Annotated in this window: 14 protein-coding genes and 1 tRNA gene; 2 read left to right on the forward strand and 13 right to left on the reverse strand. The window is 62.8% G+C overall.

From position 1 onward, the window contains the following. From BLT65_RS36410 to BLT65_RS36450, 9 genes are all read right to left on the reverse strand, one after another. A partial coding sequence (locus BLT65_RS36410) for an efflux RND transporter periplasmic adaptor subunit (RefSeq protein WP_244186904.1) occupies nucleotides 1-883 on the reverse strand: 883 nt, incomplete at its 3' end. A 49-nt stretch (nucleotides 884-932) separates the two neighbouring features. Next, on the reverse strand, nucleotides 933-1,412 hold the full coding sequence (locus BLT65_RS36415; RefSeq protein ID WP_091787500.1) for a glycine zipper family protein: 480 nt from the start codon (nucleotides 1,410-1,412) through the stop codon (nucleotides 933-935). A gap of 237 nt (nucleotides 1,413-1,649) precedes the next feature. Continuing rightward, nucleotides 1,650-2,036, reverse strand: coding sequence for a response regulator transcription factor (locus tag BLT65_RS36420; RefSeq protein ID WP_042310541.1), 387 nt, complete (start codon nucleotides 2,034-2,036; stop codon nucleotides 1,650-1,652). A 62-nt stretch (nucleotides 2,037-2,098) separates the two neighbouring features. Further along, nucleotides 2,099-2,842, reverse strand: coding sequence for a response regulator transcription factor (locus BLT65_RS36425; RefSeq protein WP_091787503.1), 744 nt, complete (start codon nucleotides 2,840-2,842; stop codon nucleotides 2,099-2,101). Next, nucleotides 2,839-4,170, reverse strand: coding sequence for a sensor histidine kinase (locus tag BLT65_RS36430; protein ID WP_042310539.1), 1,332 nt, complete (start codon nucleotides 4,168-4,170; stop codon nucleotides 2,839-2,841). Before BLT65_RS36430 ends, BLT65_RS36425 begins: the two co-directional genes overlap by 4 nt. 555 nt (nucleotides 4,171-4,725) lie before the next feature. Further along, on the reverse strand, nucleotides 4,726-4,956 hold the full coding sequence (locus BLT65_RS36435; RefSeq protein WP_042310557.1) for a hypothetical protein: 231 nt from the start codon (nucleotides 4,954-4,956) through the stop codon (nucleotides 4,726-4,728). 308 nt (nucleotides 4,957-5,264) lie between these two features. Continuing rightward, nucleotides 5,265-5,355, reverse strand: a tRNA-Ser gene (locus BLT65_RS36440). Nucleotides 5,356-5,514: 159 nt separating this feature from the next. Further along, nucleotides 5,515-6,813: a serine--tRNA ligase gene (serS, locus tag BLT65_RS36445; RefSeq protein ID WP_091787506.1), complete on the reverse strand. Its 1,299-nt coding sequence runs from the start codon at nucleotides 6,811-6,813 to the stop codon at nucleotides 5,515-5,517. A gap of 93 nt (nucleotides 6,814-6,906) precedes the next feature. Beyond that, nucleotides 6,907-8,217 (reverse strand): replication-associated recombination protein A, encoded by a 1,311-nt coding sequence (locus tag BLT65_RS36450; protein ID WP_091787678.1) that lies wholly within the window; start codon nucleotides 8,215-8,217, stop codon nucleotides 6,907-6,909. Between the two features lie 295 nt (nucleotides 8,218-8,512). Between BLT65_RS36450 and cytX the strand changes: the two genes are divergently transcribed. Beyond that, complete coding sequence (gene cytX, locus BLT65_RS36455; RefSeq protein ID WP_091787509.1) at nucleotides 8,513-9,829, forward strand: putative hydroxymethylpyrimidine transporter CytX; 1,317 nt, start codon at nucleotides 8,513-8,515, stop codon at nucleotides 9,827-9,829. 13 nt (nucleotides 9,830-9,842) lie between these two features. Here cytX and BLT65_RS36460 read toward each other — a convergent pair whose 3' ends face one another. Continuing rightward, the gene (locus BLT65_RS36460; protein ID WP_091787512.1) at nucleotides 9,843-13,070 is read right to left on the reverse strand and encodes a tetratricopeptide repeat protein; all 3,228 of its coding nucleotides are present in this window, start codon (nucleotides 13,068-13,070) and stop codon (nucleotides 9,843-9,845) included. Nucleotides 13,071-13,366: 296 nt separating this feature from the next. After that, a complete protein-coding gene (gene speB / locus BLT65_RS36465; protein WP_091787515.1) occupies nucleotides 13,367-14,359 on the reverse strand; it encodes an agmatinase in 993 nt (330 codons plus the stop codon). Between the two features lie 162 nt (nucleotides 14,360-14,521). On the opposite strand from speB, the gene BLT65_RS36470 reads away from it, so the two are divergent. After that, on the forward strand, nucleotides 14,522-15,436 hold the full coding sequence (locus BLT65_RS36470) for a LysR family transcriptional regulator (RefSeq protein WP_091787518.1): 915 nt from the start codon (nucleotides 14,522-14,524) through the stop codon (nucleotides 15,434-15,436). Nucleotides 15,437-15,445: 9 nt separating this feature from the next. On the opposite strand, the gene lolA is transcribed toward BLT65_RS36470, so the two are convergent. Continuing rightward, entirely contained in the window at nucleotides 15,446-16,141 is a 696-nt protein-coding gene (lolA, locus tag BLT65_RS36475; RefSeq protein WP_091787521.1) for an outer membrane lipoprotein chaperone LolA, read from the reverse strand. A 109-nt stretch (nucleotides 16,142-16,250) separates the two neighbouring features. After that, on the reverse strand, nucleotides 16,251-18,566 hold the full coding sequence (locus BLT65_RS36480) for a DNA translocase FtsK (protein WP_091787524.1): 2,316 nt from the start codon (nucleotides 18,564-18,566) through the stop codon (nucleotides 16,251-16,253). Nucleotides 18,567-18,918: the final 352 nt, after the last annotated feature.

Here is an 18,918-nt window from a genome sequence, read left to right on the forward strand (position 1 = left end):
GATTGGCGAAGGTGGCGCGCACGAGGAAGGTGCCCGTCTCCTGGCTGAACGCGGGGTTCGTGAAGTCGATGCGGCCCTGCTGCGGATAGACGGAGCCGTCGGCCTGGATGACCGTCACGTCGAACTGGTTGTCGGGCGGAAAGCGCAGCAGGCCCTTCGCGACCTGATCGCGGTAACGCAGCAGTTCGTTCTCGGAGATGCTGAAGTTCACCCACATCGGGTCGAGCTGGTAGACATAGGTGAGCAGCCCCGACTGGTTCGGCGTCACATAGCTGCCGTCCTGCACGCGCGCGAAGCTCGATAACCCCAGGAGCGGCGAGCGGATCGTGCAGTAGCTCAGGTTCAGTTCGGCCGTACGCACCTCGCCCTGCGCGGCGATCACGGCGGCTTCGGCCTGTTTCTCGTTGCCGGTGGCGTCGTCCAGGTCCTTCTTGCTCAACGCGTTCTGAGCGGCCAGCGGAATCACGCGGGCGAGGTTCTGTTTCGTCACCAGTAACCGCGCCTGCTGCTGCGCGAGCGCGCCCTTGGCGGACTGCAGTGCGGCCTCGAACGGCTTCTTGTCCATCACGAACAGCACCTGGCCTTCCTTGACGAGCGCGCCTTCCGTGTACATGCGCCGCTCCAGAAAGCCGTCGACGCGCGCACGGATTTCCACCTCGCGCGAACTCTGCGTCTGCGCGGTGAACTCGAAATCGACGGGCGTTTCCTGCTGCCGCACCGTGACGACGGTGACTTCGACGGTCGGGCGTGGGGGTTCGGTGGGGGCTTTCTTGCAGGCGGTGATGCACAGCACGGACGCGAGCACCGCCGCCAGCGGCCAGCGTGACGCAAGTGCCGCAGCGCGGCCTCTATGCAGCACGGCAGCCGGCCCCGTCCCGGACATGCCCACGTACGATCGACGATTCATCGCGCGGCTCCCTTCGATCGACATGTCATTGCGCCGTATAGCCGCGTCCCGTCATGCAGGCGGCGACCGCGCGGTTCCAGGTAGCCATCTGCTCCGATGCCTGCTGTTGCGTGGCCTGCTGTTGCTCCTGAGCAGCGGCAGCCTGACGGCGTTGCCGCGCGCCGCCCGCCATCGTGCCCGCGATTGCGCCCGCCGCCGCGCCTTTGCCTGCGTCGCCCGCAATCGCGCCGATCGCCGCGCCGCCTGCCGCACCGCGTGCCGCGCCGCCCAGGCGCTGCCCGGACGGTCCCGGCGGCGGCGGCTGATTGGCGGCGTTCTGCGCGAGCGCGGCGGGATTCACGCCTGTGTTCTGCGTCGCCCAACTGTGGCATTGCGCCGTGTCGTTGGACTGTTTCTGTTGGCTCTGCCCCTTGGCGGGATAGAAGATAGGCTGTTGTGCCGCTGCTACATCTGCCAGTAGCAACGTCGTAGCGAAAATCAGCGTCTTTCCAAAAGCTCGTTTCATGATGAATCTTCCCAAGCGATACGGTTGCGTCCGTCGCGCTTATTGCGCGCATCGCGCGGCGGACAAATCCAGATGCGCGTCACCCGGCCCGGCGAGTCCGATGCGTCCAGTGTGGAATCGGGCCAGGTCGAAAACAATTGGACCTTGGTCCAATAGGCAGTGCGGGGCAATGATCTTGCGCAAGCGCATGTGCTCGCTCCTGTGCCAGACTGTTTTGCTGGGTAAATGGACGCTGCGTCATAGCGGCGCAGCGATGCCGAGCACGGCACACACTGTCCTGATGAAGAGCACATCGTTGAAGGGCTTGCGCAGATAGGCCTTGGCGCCCGCTGCGAGCGCGGCTTCGCGCACACCGGCGTCGTCATGGGCGGTGATGAAAATGACGGGCACGGCGCTCCCGGCCAGCCGGCGCTGCACCTCGATCCCGTTGGCGCCGGGCATCTGCACGTCGAGGATCACGCAGTCGGGATGATACGAAGGCGTGGCCGACAGCACGTCGAGAAACTCGTCGCCACTCGTGTACGTATCGGCCGCAATCCCGACGGAGCGCAACAGACGCCTGATCGCCCTGCTCACCGACGCATCGTCGTCGACCACCACGACGAATGGTTTGTCTGTGCCCATTCTGATTAGCCTATTGAGCCGCGACGTCCACGCAAACGGTGCGAGGGCGTCTCAGCAATAGACTATGAGACTGTGGGCGTCGGTGGTATTGGACCTTGGTCCCGTATCCGGCCGGAGGCTGGCTTGCGCGCATCGGCGGAGGCATCCGTGTGCGGCGGCTCGGATAAATGGTTCGCGGGGTTGGTGTGGCTGGCGGGGTTGGCGACGGCCACCTTGTCGGCGACGCGCACCAACTCCGCGAGTGAACCGACTTCCATCTTCTGCATCACGCGCGCGCGATGCGCCTTGACGGTTTTCTCGACCGTGCCGAGTTCGCAGGCCACCTGCTTGTTCAGGCGGCCCAGCACGACGAGATTCATCACTTCGCGCTCGCGCACCGTCAGGCGTCCGACACGGCTGCGCAATTCTTCCAGTTCGTGGATCGACTTCGATACCTCGATGGAACGCGCCAGCGCCAGGTCGATCGCGCGCAACAGGTCGTCTTCGCGAACGGGCTTGGTGAGGAAATCGGTCGCGCCGGCCTTGATCGCGCCGACCGTCATCGCGATGTCGCCGTGGCCCGTCAGAAAGACGATGGGCAGACGCGCATCAAGCTCGCGCTGCAACTCGAGTCCGCTCAGATCGGGCAATTGCACGTCGAGCACGACGCAAGCCGGCGTGCGCTCGCCACACGCATGCTCGAGGAATTCGCGCGCCGAACCGTACGCCTCGACCTCATGACCTGCCAACCGGACGAGCCGCGTGAGCGCGCGGCGCACGGAAGGGTCGTCGTCGACGACGTAGACGAGCGCGGCCGCTTCGTTCATGACGCCGCCTGCGCAACGCCAGCGTTACTCGCATCGCGCGATGCGGGCAGCGCAACATAGAACGTCATGCCCTGGTCGAAATTGTTCTCGGCCCACAGGCGGCCGCCGTGGATCTGCACGATCGAGCGGCTAATCGACAGCCCGAGGCCCAGGCCTTGTGGCTTCGACGTGACGAACGGCTTGAAGATGCATTCGAGCTTGTCCGCGGTCTGTCCATGTCCGCGGTCGCGCACGGCGATGCGCACGCCCCCTTCGCTGTCGGGTCGCGCAAAGAGCGCCACCGCGCGATCGGACGCGCTGCACTCGCTGACGGCATCGAATGCGTTGAGCAGCAGGTTGAGTAGCACCTGCTGCAGTTGCACCTTGTCGCCGCGCACGGGCGGCAAGCCATCGTCGATCACGTGCGACACGTGGATGCCCCGCGCGACGGCGTCGCCATGCACGAGCAGCGCGACGTCGCGCAGCAATCCGCCGACATCGAGACTCGTCAGTTGCTGCTGCTCTTCCTTTTTCACGAAGGCGCGCATCCGGCGGATCACTTCGCTCGCGCGGCCGCTGTCGTCGACGATGTCCTTCAGGATGTCGCGCACTTCGGCAAGGTCAATCGGCGTCTGATCCATGAAGCGCTGCGCAGCCTGGCCATTGCTGAGAATCGCCGTCAGAGGCTGGTTCAGTTCGTGCGCGAGCGATGCGGCGAGTTCACCCATTGTCGATATGCGCGTCAGGTGCGCCAGTTCCCGGCGGTTGCGCTCGAGTTCGACGCGCTCCGTCATGTCGGTGATGAACGCGACGGTCGCGATGCGCCCTTCATAACGGATTGCGCTCGTGGCGATTTCGGCGGGAAACTCGCTGCCGTCGCTGCGGCGGGCGCGCAGACTGCGCGTGCGCGTTCCGACCGGGCGGCCTGGCTGGACGGTGCCCGCGCGGTGCTCGTGCGAAAGCGCCGGCGCAACGAGGCCGACACATGCGCCTGCCAGCACGCCCCGCCGATAGTCGAAGAGACGTTCGGCCTGCGCGTTGGCGAGGACGATCACGCCATGTTCGTCGAACACGACGGACGCCACAGGCAGGCATTCGATGACATCGGCGAGCTCGTTCATCGCGCCCCGCCGTCGGTGCGCGAACGCGAAAAAGGCGCTTGCCCCTTGCAGGGTTTTACTGCGCGCAATTGGATTCATCACGCGATTGAGCATCATCGATACAGACACGCCGTTGCGCATATGCACGGATGCCCCTGCGCGTTCCGGCGCGATGCGACGCGGATGCAGCGACCACCAGACAACGATTGCAGCCACCGCGACTGTCAAAGCAGAAATAGCGACGTGCATGGCTTACCGTTCCTCAAGACGTTCGCACTCGAACTGCCGTGACCACGTGCGCGCGCCTTCGTTGTTGTTAGCAACGCAACCGGGCGACGGCGCGGGAATCGGGCGCGCGACGCCTCTGCCTTTACGCATGAAACCGTGACAACGTCTTGTCGTGATGCAACTCGTCGACCAACGGGTTTAATAATCTGCTGCAAACAAAGGACAATAAACCTGTTGTTGATAAACCGCTCGAATCTTCATATGGACTACGAATATTTAATATCATTTTAAGTCAATGATCGCGATCGACTTTTTACGCATCCGCACCAATAGGAGGAAAAAAATGCAACTTCATCCTATGCAGAAAGTAAGGCTTAGTAAAGGTACACGGCGGTACTTAACGAAAAACTACATGCGGTCGTCAGTTTTCGCATTGCCCTCGTAGGGGCAATGTTTATTGAAGCAAGCGTTTTAATGGCAGGGTTTGATGCGCAACCCGAAATGATCGAAGGTTTATTTTGAATATCTCGGGCTGTCAGGAGATCCCCTTAGGGATCTCAATTGGCGGTTGAAGGCTTATGCGAAGTCGGACGGGCCTTGCGTTGGAACGCCCGGCGGCGGATCGTCGTCGCCTATCGGCTCGGCCGGATCCTTATCGTCTGTCTTTGGCTTTTCGGGCAATGGCTGATCGAGGCCTGGCTCGACGGGCGTGGGGATCGCATCGCCAATCGGCTTGTTGAGCTCGTTCGGCGGAATTTCGGCCGGATCTCTCGGCTCGGTGTTCTCTTCTCCCTTGGGGTTCGTCATCGTGGACTCCATCCTGTTGACAGATGGTCCCTACCGCGCAACAACCATACCAATGGAACTGTGGGCAAGCGTTCGAAGAATAGTCGGACGCCCGCAACGCCTGAGTGACACTCGATGTGCGGAAGAACATGCGCTAAAGCGCTGTGTGCGGAGACGAAGCGGAACAGGCGGAAAGACGCGTGTGTAACGCGAATGCGTTGTAAATTGCGGCGCCCCACTTCGCGTATTGGCGACGTCAGCGCCACCGGCTCCTTAAAAAAGCCGCACAAACGAAAACAGGCCCCGAAGGGCCTGTTTCGCTTTGCATCTGGCGGAAAGGGTGGGATTCGAACCCACGGTACAGCATAACTGTACACCGGATTTCGAGTCCGGCGCATTCGACCACTCTGCCACCTTTCCAGATTCTTTGACTTACCAACAAAGTGGTCTTGTCGCGTCACACTAAGCGGGTCGCTGCTTGCGTGAGACGAAGATTATAGAACACCTGTTTTTGAATTCCAAGCCCTTTTTCGCAGAAACTTGAAGAGGACTTGGATCGATCTGAAGCGACCACTTCGCTCAGGACGCCGCCTTCACTTCGAGGCGTTCGATGCCGCCCAGATACGGACGCAACGCCGCCGGCACCGTCACGGAGCCATCCGCGTTCTGGAAGTTCTCCAGCACTGCGACGAGCGTCCGGCCGACCGCCAGACCCGAACCGTTGAGCGTATGCACGAGCTCGGGCTTGTTCTGCGCGTTGCGGAAGCGGGCCTGCATCCGGCGCGCCTGGAACGCTTCCGTGTTCGAGCAGCTCGAGATCTCGCGATAGGTGTTCTGCGCCGGCAGCCACACTTCGAGGTCATAGGTCTTCGTCGCCGAAAAGCCCATGTCGCCCGTACACAGCGTGATCACGCGATACGGCAGTTCGAGCTTCTGCAGGATCGTCTCCGCGTGGGTGACCATCTGCTCGAGCGCGTCATATGACGTGTCCGGCGCAACGACCTGCACCATCTCGACCTTGTCGAACTGATGCTGACGGATCATGCCGCGTGTGTCGCGGCCGTACGAGCCTGCTTCCGAGCGGAAACACGGCGAATGCGCGGTGAGCTTGATGGGCAGTTCGTTAGCATCGACGATGCTCTCGCGCACCGTGTTCGTCAGCGAGATTTCCGACGTGGAGATCAGATACTGTGTGACCGTGTTTTCGCCGCCGCCCTTCTCGACGCGGAACATGTCGTCGGCGAACTTCGGCAACTGGCCCGTGCCGAACAGAATTTCAGGATTCACGATGTACGGCGTGTAGATTTCCGTATAACCGTGCTGCTGCGTGTGCGTGTCGATCATGAACTGCGCAAGCGCGCGATGCAGACGCGCAATCTGTCCGCGCAACATCGTGAAGCGCGCGCCCGACAGCTTCGCGCCCGTTTCGAAATCGAGACCGAGCGGCGTGCCGACGTCGACGTGATCCTTCACCTCGAAGTCGAACTGGCGCGGCGCGCCCCAGCGGCGCACTTCCACATTGCCCGCTTCGTCGTTGCCGACGGGAACGCTTTCGTGCGGCAGGTTCGGCACGCCGAGCAGCAGGTCGGACAGACGCTTCTGGATGTCTTCGAGCTGCACCGCCGACGCCTTCATCTCGTCGCCGAGTCCGCCCACTTCGGCCATCACCGCCGACGTGTCCTCGCCCCGCCCTTTCATCCCGCCGATCTGCTTCGACAGACTGTTGCGCTTTGCCTGCAGCTCTTCGGTACGGGTCTGGATGGCGCGGCGTTCGGCTTCGAGCGCGGAGAAAGCCGCGACGTCGAGGGTGTAGCCGCGATCGGCGAGGCGTTTCGCGACGCCGTCGATGTCTTTGCGCAGCAGCTGGATGTCAAGCATGGGAAGGGGCGACAGTTCGTTGTGTGAATGGGCGATTTTAGCGCACCGGCACGGCTGGCCGGCGGCATTGTCGGGTCAGGTGCAACGCGCGGCTCAGCTTTTCTTGCGGTTCTCGCTGCGCCATTGCGCATCGAGGTCGGCAAGACGCGACAGCTTCTCGCCGATCTTGCCTTCGAGCCCGCGCGGCGTCGGCTGATACCAGTTCGGGTCGCGCATGCCGTCGGGCAGATAGGTTTCGCCCGCGGCATAGGCGTCGGGTTCGTCGTGCGCGTAGCGGTACTCGTGGCCGTAGCCGAGTTCCTTCATCAGTTTCGTCGGCGCGTTGCGCAGATGGACGGGCACCGCGCGCGACTGGTCCTTGCCGACGAAGCTGCGCGCCTGGTTGTACGCGTTGTAGCCCGCGTTCGACTTCGGCGCGACGGCCAGATAGATCACCGCCTGCGCGAGCGCCAGCTCGCCTTCGGGCGTGCCGAGGCGTTCGTAGGTTTCGGCGGCGTCGAGCGCGATGCGCGCGGCGCGTGGATCGGCCAGGCCGATGTCTTCCCATGCCATCCGCACCAGGCGCCGCGACAGGTAGCGCGCGTCGGCGCCGCCGTCGAGCATCCGGCAGAACCAGTACAGCGCGCCGTCCGGATTGCTGCCGCGCACCGACTTGTGCAACGCGCTGATCTGGTCGTAGAACGCGTCGCCGCCTTTATCGAAGCGGCGCAGGTTTTCGGACAGCGCGCTGGCGAGCAGTTCGCCGTCCAGCTCCGTCTTCTTCTGCTGCGCCGCCGCGCGCGCGACGATCTCCAAGTTGTTCAGCAGCTTGCGGCCGTCGCCGTCGGCGGAACCGATCAGGGCGTCACGAGCTTCGTCGGTGAAGGTATAGCCGCCCAGTTCCTTCTGCGCGCGGTCCAGCAGTTCGCGCTGCTCGTCGGCATCGAGGCTCTTGAGCACGTAGACGGCCGCCCGCGACAGCAACGCGCTGTTCACCTCGAACGATGGATTTTCCGTCGTCGCGCCGACGAACACGAACAGCCCCGACTCGACGTGCGGCAAGAACGCGTCTTGCTGGCTCTTGTTGAATCGATGCACCTCGTCGACGAACACGAGCGTCTGATGACCGTTGGCGCGATGAATCTGCGCGGTTTCAACGGCTTCGCGGATGTCCTTCACGCCCGACAGCACCGCCGACAGCGCGATGAACTGTGCGTCGAACGCGTCGGCCATCAGCCGCGCGAGCGTGGTCTTGCCGACGCCCGGCGGGCCCCAGAGGATCATCGAGTGCGCTTCGCCGGACTCGAACGCGACGCGCAGCGGCTTGTTCGGGCCGAGCAGATGCTTTTGCCCGATGACATCGTCGATGGTGCGGGGCCGCAGGCGCTCGGCGAGCGGAACATTGGCGCGGGTTTCTTCGAACATGGCGTTTTGGGGATAATCTCGGCTTTTCGGGTATAAACCGTCACGATGCACAGAATGCAGCACCGGCCGCGCGACGGCTTGGCCCTGAACGGCACGCAACCGCGCGAAACCGTCATCCGGCGGGCTGCGGCGCATGCAGAGTTGTGCATTATGACAGCCGCCGCGCGGCCAGGCCCGCGGCAAACGTTATAGGCTGTTTCTGATGAGCGGTCCGCAAGACGCGTACCGCACGAGCCGGACAAGAAGGCCGAACGCACGGCCGACACGACAACGACAGACAGACAGGAAAATTTCGATGGTTCAGGATCCAATCGCCGGCGAGGCCGGTTCGACCTACGCGCCGCTCAAGCCGGTACCGGACTCGCGCCGCGCGTTCAAGACGGGCGACGCATTCGCGCTGTGGTTTTCGCTCGGCATCGGGCTGCTGGTGGCGCAGGCGGGCGCGCTGCTGGTGCCGGGCCTGTCGCTGCCGCATGCGTTGCTGGCGATCCTGATCGGCAGCGTAATCGGCGTCGTGCTGCTCGCGCTCGCGGGCGTGATCGGCACGGACACGGGGCTTGCAGCGATGTCGTCGCTGCGCCCGACGCTCGGCGTGCGCGGCGCGTCGATTCCCGCCGTGCTGAACATGATCCAGCTGGTCGGCTGGGGCTCGTTCGAAGTGATCGTGATGCGCGATTCCGCCGATGCGCTGTCGAAGCAGGCGTTCGGCTTTTCGGCGCCGCTCATCTGGACGGTGATTTTCGGCGTGCTGGCCACACTGCTCGCGATCAGCGGCCCGCTTTCGTTCGTGCGGCGCTTTCTGCGCTCGTGGGGCATCTGGCTGCTGCTCGCGGGCGCCGCGTGGCTTACCTACGCCGTTCTTGCACAGCACGATCTCGGCGCGCTGATGCGCCGTCCGGGCAATGGCGAGATGTCGTTCGGCGGCGCGGTCGATCTGGTCGTCGCCATGCCGCTGTCGTGGCTGCCGCTGATCGCGGACTACACGCGCTTCGGCCGCAAGCCGGGCGAGACGTTCCGCGGCACGATTCTCGGCTACGGCATTGCGAATATCTGGTTTTACGCGCTCGGCGCGGTGTACGGGCTTGCGGCGGGCGGCGGCGACGCGCTGCTGACGACGGCGCTCGCGCAAGCGGGTGGCGGCCTCGCGCTGCTGCTGGTGCTGATCGATGAGATCGACAACGCATTCGCCGACGTGCATTCGGCGGCTGTCTCGACGGGTACGTTCTGGACGCGCGCGAGCGTGCCGCTGTTGTCTGCCGCTTTCGGCGCGCTGTGTACGCTGATCGCGCTGATCGTGCCGATGGCGAAGTACCAGAACTTCCTGCTGCTGATCGGTTCGGTGTTCGCGCCGCTGTTCGGCGTGGTGCTGGTCGATCACTTCATCGTGCGCAAGCGTCGCATCGAAGCCGCCGCGCTCGCCGATACGCAAGGCCGCTACGGCTTCTCGGGCGGCTGGCACGTGAGCGCATTTATCGCGTGGGCGGTCGGCATCGCCGCGTATCAGGCGATCAACCAGTGGCTGCCGAATCTCGGCGCGACGCTGCCCGCGCTGGTCATCGGCGCCGTCTGTTATCTCGCGCTGGTGTCGACGCGCAAGCAGGCTTACGCGTAAGCGCTTTGCTGTTTCAGGCCGGCGTGCGCTCGCACGCCGGCCATTGCTCGAGTGCGACCCTCACGCGCTCTATCACGTCTTCCCAATCGCCTGGCTGAGTCTGATGGAACAGACGCGTACACGGATACCACGGCGTATCGTCGCGATCGTGCAGCCAGCGCCAGCAACCGTCGTAGCGCGACAGAATCCACGTCGGCTTGTTTAGCGCGCCTGCCAGATGCGCGATTGACGTATCGACAGTAATCACGAGGTCCAGTTGCTCGATGATCGCCGCCGTGTCGGCGAAATCCTGCACGTCGTGCATCGGATCGAACGGGCGCAGTTCGGGCGGAAGCGTGTTTATTTGCGGCTGCGTCGTCTTGCCTTTTTGCAGGCTGACAAATGCGATGCCCGGCACCCGCAGCAACGGCAGATAGGCGCGGGCATCGAGGGAACGGCGACCGTCGACTTCGTTCGCGGAAGGCTGGTGCGGACGCGGATCGCCGGCCCATACGAGGCCGACTTTCGGACCTTCAGGCAGCCGCCCTTTCCAGCGCGACTGACAATCCGGCGGCACGCTCAGATAAGGCACCGACGACGGAATGCTATCGAGCGTCGTGCCCAGCCGATGCGGCAGGCTCATCGTCAGACACCAGTAATCATGCTGCGGCGTGACGTGCGGATCGTTCGGAATGCATGCATCCACGCCGGGCATCCGCTCGATCAGACGCCGCATCCCCGGCTGGCACGCGGCGGTCACTTGCGCGGCGCCGAGGCGCTTGAGCATCAGGAAATAGCGACAAAACTGGAGCGTGTCGCCATAACCCTGCTCGGGCCACACGACAATGGATTTCCCTTCGAGCGCTTCGCCTTGCCATTGCGCGAAAGGTAGCGGCGGGCGCCTGACGGAGTCCGCTTTCCATGCGTCGTCGTATCGGCATTCGAAAAGCTGCCAGCCCTCGATGAATTGCCCCGTCGCGAGCAGCAGATGCGCGAGGTTGAGTCTTGCTTCGAGCATGTCGGGCTTGACCTGAAGCGCGCGGCGATAGAGAAGCTCGGACTCGCGATACCGCTTTTGCGTCTGAAGCACGATGCCGAGGTTGAAGCATGCGTTCGGGAAATCAGGCTTGATGGCGAGCGAGCGCCGATAACACGTCTCGGCTTCCGGCATGCGGCCCTGAGCCTGGAGCATCGCGCCGAGATTGTTATGCGTCTCGGCGTGGTCCGGATAGAGATCGAGGCCGCGTCGATATGCAACTTCCGCTTCGTCCGCGCGCCCCAGCGACTCCAGCAAACGGGCGAGATTGATATACGCGCCCGCGTGCTCAGGGTCCGTCTCGATGGTTTTTTTATGCGCTTGTTCCGCTTCGCCGGGACGGCCAAGCTGGCGCAGCACGACGCCGAGATTGTTGTACGCATCGGAATGCGTCGGATCGATCTGAACCGTGCGACGCAGATAAGCCTCAGCATCGGATGCACGGCCGAGTTCAAGCGAGCATCCGGCGGCCAGGTTCGTCATGCGCGCGTCGGCCCGATATGTTTCGATCGACGGCTTCAGCAGCGTTAGGCTCTCTTCAAAGCGTTTGTCTTCATAGCAGTCGACGGCTGCCAGAAAACGTTCGTCGGGCGTCATCGTGCTTGCGGCTGCAGACTGCTTCGCAAAATGTCCGAGTTGCTCGGTGACGCGTTCGATCACATCGTCCCATTGACCAGGACGTGTCTGACGAAACAGCCGCGCGTTCGGATACCAAGGCGTGTCGTCACGGTCATGTAGCCAGCGCCAGCAACCGTCGTAGCGCGACAAAATCCACGTCGGCTTGTTCAGCGCGCCTGCCAGATGCGCGATCGACGTATCGACGGTAATCACGAGGTCCAGTTGCTCGATCAGCGCCGCCGTGTCGGCGAAGTCTTGAACGTCGTGCATCGGATCGAACGGACGCAGTTCCGACGGCAACGTGTCGATTTGCGGCTGCGTCGTCTTGCCCTTTTGCAGGCTGATGAACGTGGTGCCCGGCACGCGCAGCAATGGCAGATAGGCGCGGGCATCGAGAGAACGGTGACGGTCGACCGCGTTGGTCGCCGGTTGATCGGGGCGCGGATCGCCGGCCCACACGAGCCCTACCTTGACTCCGCCGTCGGAAAAATGCCCTTTCCATTTCGCCGCACGCGCCGGCAGCACCCGCAGGTAAGGCGTTGCGCCCGGAATCGTCGCGAGCGTCGTGCCCAGACGATGCGGCAGGCTCATCGTCAGACATACAAAATCGTGCGACGGAATGTCATGTTCGTCGTCCAGCGGAATACACGCGTCCACGCCTTCGATCGTCTCGAACAGACCATGCAACACGGGCGAACACGCGATGCTCAGCTTCGCAAGCCCGCGCGCCTTGAGCATCGGCAGATAGCGGCAGAACTGGAGGCTGTCACCGTGCCCTTGCTCGGGCCACACGAGCAACGACTTGCCCGCGAGCGGCTCACCTTGCCAGATCGGACAATCGACGGGTGGCGGAGCGACCTTGCGCTGCTGCCACGCGGGATCGTAGCGGGTTTCGAACAGCGCCCATCCTTCTTCCAGGCGTCCCACGTTGAGCAGCAGATGCGCGAGGTTGATTTTCACCTCGAAGTAATCAGGCTGAAGCGCGAGCGCCTGACGGTATGAGGCTTCTGCTTCGACGAAACGATGCTGCATCTTGAGCACGACGCCGAGGTTGAAGTGCGCATTGACGTCGGCCGGATTGGTGGCGAGCGCGCTGTTGTACGCAGCCTCCGCTTCGGGAAGACGCATCTGATTCTGGTACAGCACACCAAGATTCACGCAGGTATTGCCGTCGCCAGGCTGAAGTTCGATTGCATGCCGATAGGCGGATTCTGACTCGCGCAGGCGGCCGAGTTCTGCATAGAGCCGCCCGAGGTTCACATAAGCGCCCGCGTGCTTCGGCGAGATGGTCAGCGCGTTGCGATAGCACGTCTCGGCTTCGTCCAGACGGCCCAGTTCCTTGAGCGCGACGCCGAGGTTGTTGTACGCATCGCAGTAATCCGGCTTGATGGCGATCGCGCGACGCCAATAGGTCTGTGCATCATGCAGACGATCCAGCGACAAGCAGCATGCGGCGGCCAGATTGAGAACTTGCGCGTCAGCCGGCTGCGCTGTCAACAGCGGTTCGAGCAGCGCCAACGCTTCGTTGAAATCGGCTTTACCGTACAGCGAGACTGCGGCTGAAAAGCGATCGACTGTGGCGTCGAGATTCTGAAAATCGCCGAACATGACTTGACCCTGCAAGAGACTGATTGGGATAAAGGACTCACGGGTGCGCGTTTTTACGATTTATCGAAAAATTCTGGTTGAAAACGCGCCGGAACCCCTTGCAGCCTACCGTTGCGGGCAGTCAGTCTCTAGCTCACTAGTCTTAAAATTACCGTCGCGTCGCCGAATTGCGGCGCGCGGCGATCAGAAATGAAAACGCCCATAACGGACGTTATGGGCGTTTCTGGGCGATTCTGTGAACCGCCCCGCTGCTGTGCTGCATGCGGCGCCATGCAGGCGCCTGAAAGATGGATGGCTTACCGCGTCGCCGGCCGATACTCGACGCCCGGCAGCACGCACAGCAACTCAAACGCGAGATTCGCGCCGAGCAGCGCCGTCGTGCCGAACGGATCGTATGGCGGCGCGACTTCCACCAGATCACAGCCGACGATATTCAGGCCGCGCGCGCCGCGAATGATTTCGAGCGCCTGCGGCACCGTCAGACCCGCGATCTCCGGCGTGCCCGTGCCCGGCGCGAAAGCGGGATCGATACCGTCGATATCGAACGTGATGTAGACGGGGCCGTCGCCCATCTGCTCGCGTACGCGCGACATCAGCGGCGCCAGCGACTGGTTCCAGCACGCCTCAGCCTGCACGACCTGGAAGCCCTGATCGCGACACCAGTCGAAGTCCTCCGCCGCGTAACCCGTGCCGCGCAGGCCGATCTGCACGACGCGGTCGCAATCCAGCAGGCCCTCTTCGACCGCGCGGCGGAACGGCGTACCGTGCGCGATCTTCTCGCCCATCATCGTGTCGTTGACGTCCGCGTGCGCGTCGACGTGAATCAGACCGACCTTGCCGTACTTGCGATGGATCGCGCGCAGGATTGGCAGCGCGATCGTGTGATCGCCGCCCAGCGTGATCGGCTTCGCGCCGTGTTGGAGGATTTCGTCGTAAGCGCGCTCAATCCGGCCGATCGAATCCAGCAGGTTATACGGATTGATCGCAACGTCTCCGATATCGGCGACGCGCAACGAGTCGAACGGCGCGGCACGCGTCGCCATGTTGTACGGGCGCAGCAGCACCGATTCCGCGCGAATCTGGCGCGGCCCGAAGCGCGCGCCCGTGCGGTTCGACGTCCCCAGATCGAACGGCACGCCGACGAAGCACACGTCGAGCCCTTCCGCCGATCCGACATTCGGCAGCCGCATCATGGTGGCGATCCCGCCCGAGCGCGGCATCGCGTTGCCCGACAACGGCTGCGGCCGCTCAGTGAGGTCCGGGGAAATGAAATTGGAGGAAGTATTCATCGTGGTTCGCCAATGAAAAGCACAGCGTCTTGATAAAGCGTTCAATCCAGCCGCCGCAAAGCGCGCGACGCCGGGGCATATCTTATTTTTGTGCAGTTCCGGCGAAGATAAAATGCCAACAGAAAAAACTTCACATCGATTCGCACCGATGTATCCTGCCGTATGTTCTCGCAACTCACCGATCTAGACCTTCGCCTGATCCGCGTTTTCCTCGCCATTGTGGACGCGGGCGGCGTTTCGCCCGCACAGGCTACCTTGAATGTAGGTCAATCCACGATCAGCACCCAACTATCGACGCTCGAAACCCGCCTGGGTTATCGGCTGTGCGAGCGCGGTCGCAGCGGATTTAGCCTGACCGCGCGAGGCGAACAGTTTGTCGAAGCGGCGCGCGCGCTGCTTTCCGCCGTCGATGCGTTCGGCGCGCAGGCGCGAAACGTCGGACGAAAGCTGGTCGGGACGCTCGGAATCGGGATGATCGGGCACACGCCCGTGTCGGAAAGTGCGCGAATCAGCGATGCAATCGCCCGCTTTCGCGCCCGGGACGAATCTGTACGCTTCTCAATTCTCGTGCGCTCGCCGGGCGAACTCGAAGAATTGCTACTGAGCGGACGGATTCAGATCGGCATCGGATATTTCTGGCATCGCGTGCCGTCGCTTGAGTACACGGAGATTTTTTCCGAAGAACAGCTAGCGTATTGCGCGAAGGGGCATCCTCTGTTCGATCAGGCGGGCAATGTCTCGCCCGCCGACGCGGCGCAGCATGAATGGGCGTGGCGCAGTTATCCGCTGCCCGAAGCGGAAGCGTCGACGACGCCGCATAACGTCACTGCCGTTGCCGACAATATGGAAGCCGTCGCGATGCTCGTGCTGTCGGGCCATCACCTCGGCTATCTGCCGGGGCACTTCGCCGCGCCGTATGTGAAGGAAGGTTTACTCGCCGCGTTGAACCCGCAGCAGATGGGCTACCGCGTCGCGTTTCACATGGTCACGCGCATGCGGCAGCATCGGACGGAAATCGTCGATGCGTTTATCGACGATATGAAGGCCGCGCATCCATCGCCCGGCCTTCAGGGGTGAACGAGGCGCTTAGCCGTTGATCACGTCGGCGCCCTTCGGTACCGTGAACTTGAAGGCGTCGGCGGGCAGCGGCGGGTTCTTCTGGATGTTCGAGAATTTCAGCAGCGTCACGTTGCCGAACACGTCGTGCAGTTCCATGGCTTCGAGGTTACCGTCACGAAAGCCGATGCCGACGCGCTGAAACTGCGTGTCCTTGCTCTTCGGAATCAGTTCGAGCCAGTCGATGCCAGCCTTCACGCCCGCGTCCTTCAGCGTGAAGTTCTTGTCGAGATCGTTGCTGCCGAACAGGATCGCCGCCGGGCTCGCGCCGAGCGCGCCGCCAAGCTTGCGCACCGTAACCTGGTTCAGGTCTTTGTCGTAGACGTAGAGCTTGTCGCCGTCGGCCTGGAGCAGTTGCGCGTACGGCTTCTCATACGCCCAAATGAACTTGCCCGGACGCGCGAACGTGAACGTGCCGCTCGACACCTTGTTCTGCGTCGCGTTTTGCGTCGACAGCACGCCGCTCGCCTGTTGTTGCGCGTTGCTCGGCGCGCGCACTTCCGTTTGCACGAATTCGCCGCGCGCCGCATGCACTTGCGACACGAACTGCTTAAGTTGATCCGTGCCGCCTGCGAACGCATGCGACGCGACGAGCATCGATGCGCCGAAAGCCAGCGTGCGCATCAGACTGCCAAGACGGGTCTTAGACCCAACGATTTGCAGCATATTGTTTTCTCCCTTTATCGGATACGGACCGAAATGCGGAACCAAAACAGCGGCAACGCTCGACGCGTGCCGCTGTCCGTCATCAGTCGCATGAATGAAGCGCCGGAGATCAATCCGTCTCGCGCGCCGGCACCAGAATTTCGCGGTTGCCGTTCGACGACATCGCCGACACCAGCCCCGACTGCTCCATTTGTTCGAGCAGACGCGCGGCGCGGTTGTAGCCGATGCGCAGATGCCGCTGCACGAGCGAGATCGACGCGCGGCGGTTCTTGACGACGATTTCGACCGCCTGATCGTACAGAGGGTCGGACTCGCCGCCGCCCGCGCCGGTTCCCGACGCATCGGCCGAGCCCTCGTCACCTTCGCCCGACACGCCGCCTTCGAGCAGCCCTTCGATATAGTTCGGCTCGCCCTGCTCCTTGAGCTTCTCGACGACTCGATGGACTTCATCGTCGGACACGAACGCGCCATGCACGCGAACGGGCAGACCGGAGCCCGGCGGCAGATACAGCATGTCGCCCATGCCGAGCAGCGATTCCGCGCCCTGCTGATCGAGAATCGTGCGCGAGTCGATCTTCGACGACACCTGGAACGCCATCCGCGTCGGCACGTTGGCCTTGATGAGGCCGGTGATGACGTCGACGGACGGACGCTGCGTCGCGAGAATCAGATGGATGCCCGCCGCGCGCGCCTTCTGTGCGATACGCGCGATCAGTTCTTCAACCTTCTTGCCGACCACCATCATCAGGTCAGCCAGTTCGTCGATCACGACGACGATATGCGGCAGACGCGACAGCGGTTCAGGTTCGTCCGGTGTGAGGCTGAACGGATTAGGAAGCTTCTCTTCGCGCTTCGCCGCTTCGTCGATCTTGTTGTTGAAGCCCGCGAGGTTACGCACGCCAAGCTTGCTCATCAGCTTGTAGCGGCGCTCCATTTCGGCGACGGTCCAGTTCAGTGCGTTGCCGGCCTGACGCATGTCCGTAACGACGGGACACAGCAGATGCGGAATACCTTCGTAGACGCTCATTTCGAGCATCTTCGGATCGATCAGGATCATTCGCACCTGATCCGCGCTCGCCTTATAGAGCAGCGAGAGAATCATCGCGTTGATACCGACCGACTTGCCCGAACCCGTCGTACCCGCGACCAGCAAGTGCGGCATCTTCGCGAGGTCCGCGCACACCGGCTTGCCGCCGATATCCTTGCCGAGACCCATCGTCAGCGGCGAGCCGGCGTCGGCATACACGGCCGAGCCGAGAATCTCCGACAGCCGCACCGTCTGACGACGTTGGTTCGGCAGCTCGAGCGCCATGAAATTCTTGCCCGGAATCGTCTCGACGACGCGAATCGACGTCAGCGACAGCGAGCGCGCCAGGTCCTTCGCCAGATTCACGATCTGGCTGCCCTTCACGCCGATAGCCGGTTCGATTTCGTAACGCGTGACCACCGGACCAGGATAAGCCGCAACCACGCTCACATCGACGCCGAAATCCTTCAGCTTCTTCTCAATGAGACGCGAGGTGAATTCGAGCGTATCGGCGGAAATGGTTTCCTGCGATGCGGGCGCCGGGTCGAGCAGCGAAATGGCGGGCAGCGTGGAATCGCCGGGCAGGCTGTCGAACAGCGGCACCTGGCGTTCTTTCTCAACGCGCTCCGATTTCTCCGGCTTCGTCACAGGCGGCACGATCACGACGGGCTCGTGCTCCTCGCTCTTCACGCGACTCTGTACGACCTTGCCTTCACGCTTCACGGCCGCTGCTTCGCCGAGCTTGCGGTCGCGGCCCGCTTCACGGCGCAGCTTGGCCAGCGTGACACCGTTGATGATCGAATCGCCGACCCGCTCGCACACCGACAGCCACGAGAAACGGAAGTACAGCGACAAGCCGATCCCTAGCGCGATCAGCAACGCCAGCGTGCCGCCCGTGAAGCCGAGCGCATGCGAGACGCCCTTCGCGACCGCCTCGCCGACCACGCCACCCGGCGCGCGCGGCAACTGCACTTTCAGCGACCACATGCGCAGCGCTTCGATGCCGTCGCAGGCGAGCAGCACGAGCACGAACGCGAACACGTCCGCGAGCCAGCTGTGGTCGCGCGGCGTGTCCTCGTCGGGTTCTTCGTGATGCGTGATGCGCTTGTAATTCGCCGAAATGCGGCGCGCGATCAGCACGATCCACCACCAGGCGGACAGGCCGAAAAGCAGAAGGAAAATGTCGGAGGTCCAGGCGCCGACGCGGCCGGCCCAGTTCGAGATGTGATCGACCTGCGCCGCGTGCGTCCAGCTTGGGTCGCGGCGGCTGTAACTGATCAGCGCCATCACGAGGAAAACGCCGAGCGCCACCTGAAGAATCCAGCGGATTTCGGTGAAAAGGCGCGACATGCGATGAGGCAATGCCTGCGCGTTCGCGGAATAGGTAGCTTTTGCCATTGAGCCTGTTGCGTGTGCGGCCTGCAGCGGTTTCAGGTTCCGGTTCGGTTCCCGTTGCCCTTCAATTCACCGTCGGAACCGATCCAGGTGCCCGACGAGTTGACCCGAATCCTGCCGGCAAGCCGCCTGTCGTTCGTCGGCGACTATTGTAAACGCACTGTTGCGTGCAAGGCTGTAAATGACAGTAACGTTGGCCGAACGGCCAGGAATGTCGTAATTCACATACGTTTTGGGGCAAAACGCGGGCGTTTTCGGCCGGTTCTGGCGTCGAAATTGGGTTAAGCGTTTGGCATGGACTATCGGTTTCATCGTAAAGCTTCATGAAGCAGCCGCCAGCCCTGCCCTTTATAAT

Origin of the sequence: Paraburkholderia steynii (assembly GCF_900100565.1) — a bacterium.
Classification (GTDB): Bacteria; Pseudomonadota; Gammaproteobacteria; order Burkholderiales; family Burkholderiaceae; genus Paraburkholderia; species Paraburkholderia terrae.

Bases quoted from the DNA above. Each gene is read 5' to 3' on its own strand.
- BLT65_RS36415 (WP_091787500.1), bottom strand. From the start codon at position 1,412: ATGAAACGAGCTTTTGGAAAGACGCTGATTTTCGCTACGACGTTGCTA.
- BLT65_RS36420 (WP_042310541.1), bottom strand. From the start codon at position 2,036: ATGGGCACAGACAAACCATTCGTCGTGGTGGTCGACGACGATGCGTCG.
- BLT65_RS36425 (WP_091787503.1), bottom strand. From the start codon at position 2,842: ATGAACGAAGCGGCCGCGCTCGTCTACGTCGTCGACGACGACCCTTCC.
- BLT65_RS36430 (WP_042310539.1), bottom strand. From the start codon at position 4,170: ATGCACGTCGCTATTTCTGCTTTGACAGTCGCGGTGGCTGCAATCGTT.
- BLT65_RS36435 (WP_042310557.1), bottom strand. From the start codon at position 4,956: ATGACGAACCCCAAGGGAGAAGAGAACACCGAGCCGAGAGATCCGGCC.
- serS (WP_091787506.1), bottom strand. From the start codon at position 6,813: ATGCTTGACATCCAGCTGCTGCGCAAAGACATCGACGGCGTCGCGAAA.
- BLT65_RS36450 (WP_091787678.1), bottom strand. From the start codon at position 8,217: ATGTTCGAAGAAACCCGCGCCAATGTTCCGCTCGCCGAGCGCCTGCGG.
- cytX (WP_091787509.1), top strand. From the start codon at position 8,513: ATGGTTCAGGATCCAATCGCCGGCGAGGCCGGTTCGACCTACGCGCCG.
- BLT65_RS36460 (WP_091787512.1), bottom strand. From the start codon at position 13,070: ATGTTCGGCGATTTTCAGAATCTCGACGCCACAGTCGATCGCTTTTCA.
- speB (WP_091787515.1), bottom strand. From the start codon at position 14,359: ATGAATACTTCCTCCAATTTCATTTCCCCGGACCTCACTGAGCGGCCG.
- BLT65_RS36470 (WP_091787518.1), top strand. From the start codon at position 14,522: ATGTTCTCGCAACTCACCGATCTAGACCTTCGCCTGATCCGCGTTTTC.
- lolA (WP_091787521.1), bottom strand. From the start codon at position 16,141: ATGCTGCAAATCGTTGGGTCTAAGACCCGTCTTGGCAGTCTGATGCGC.
- BLT65_RS36480 (WP_091787524.1), bottom strand. From the start codon at position 18,566: ATGGCAAAAGCTACCTATTCCGCGAACGCGCAGGCATTGCCTCATCGC.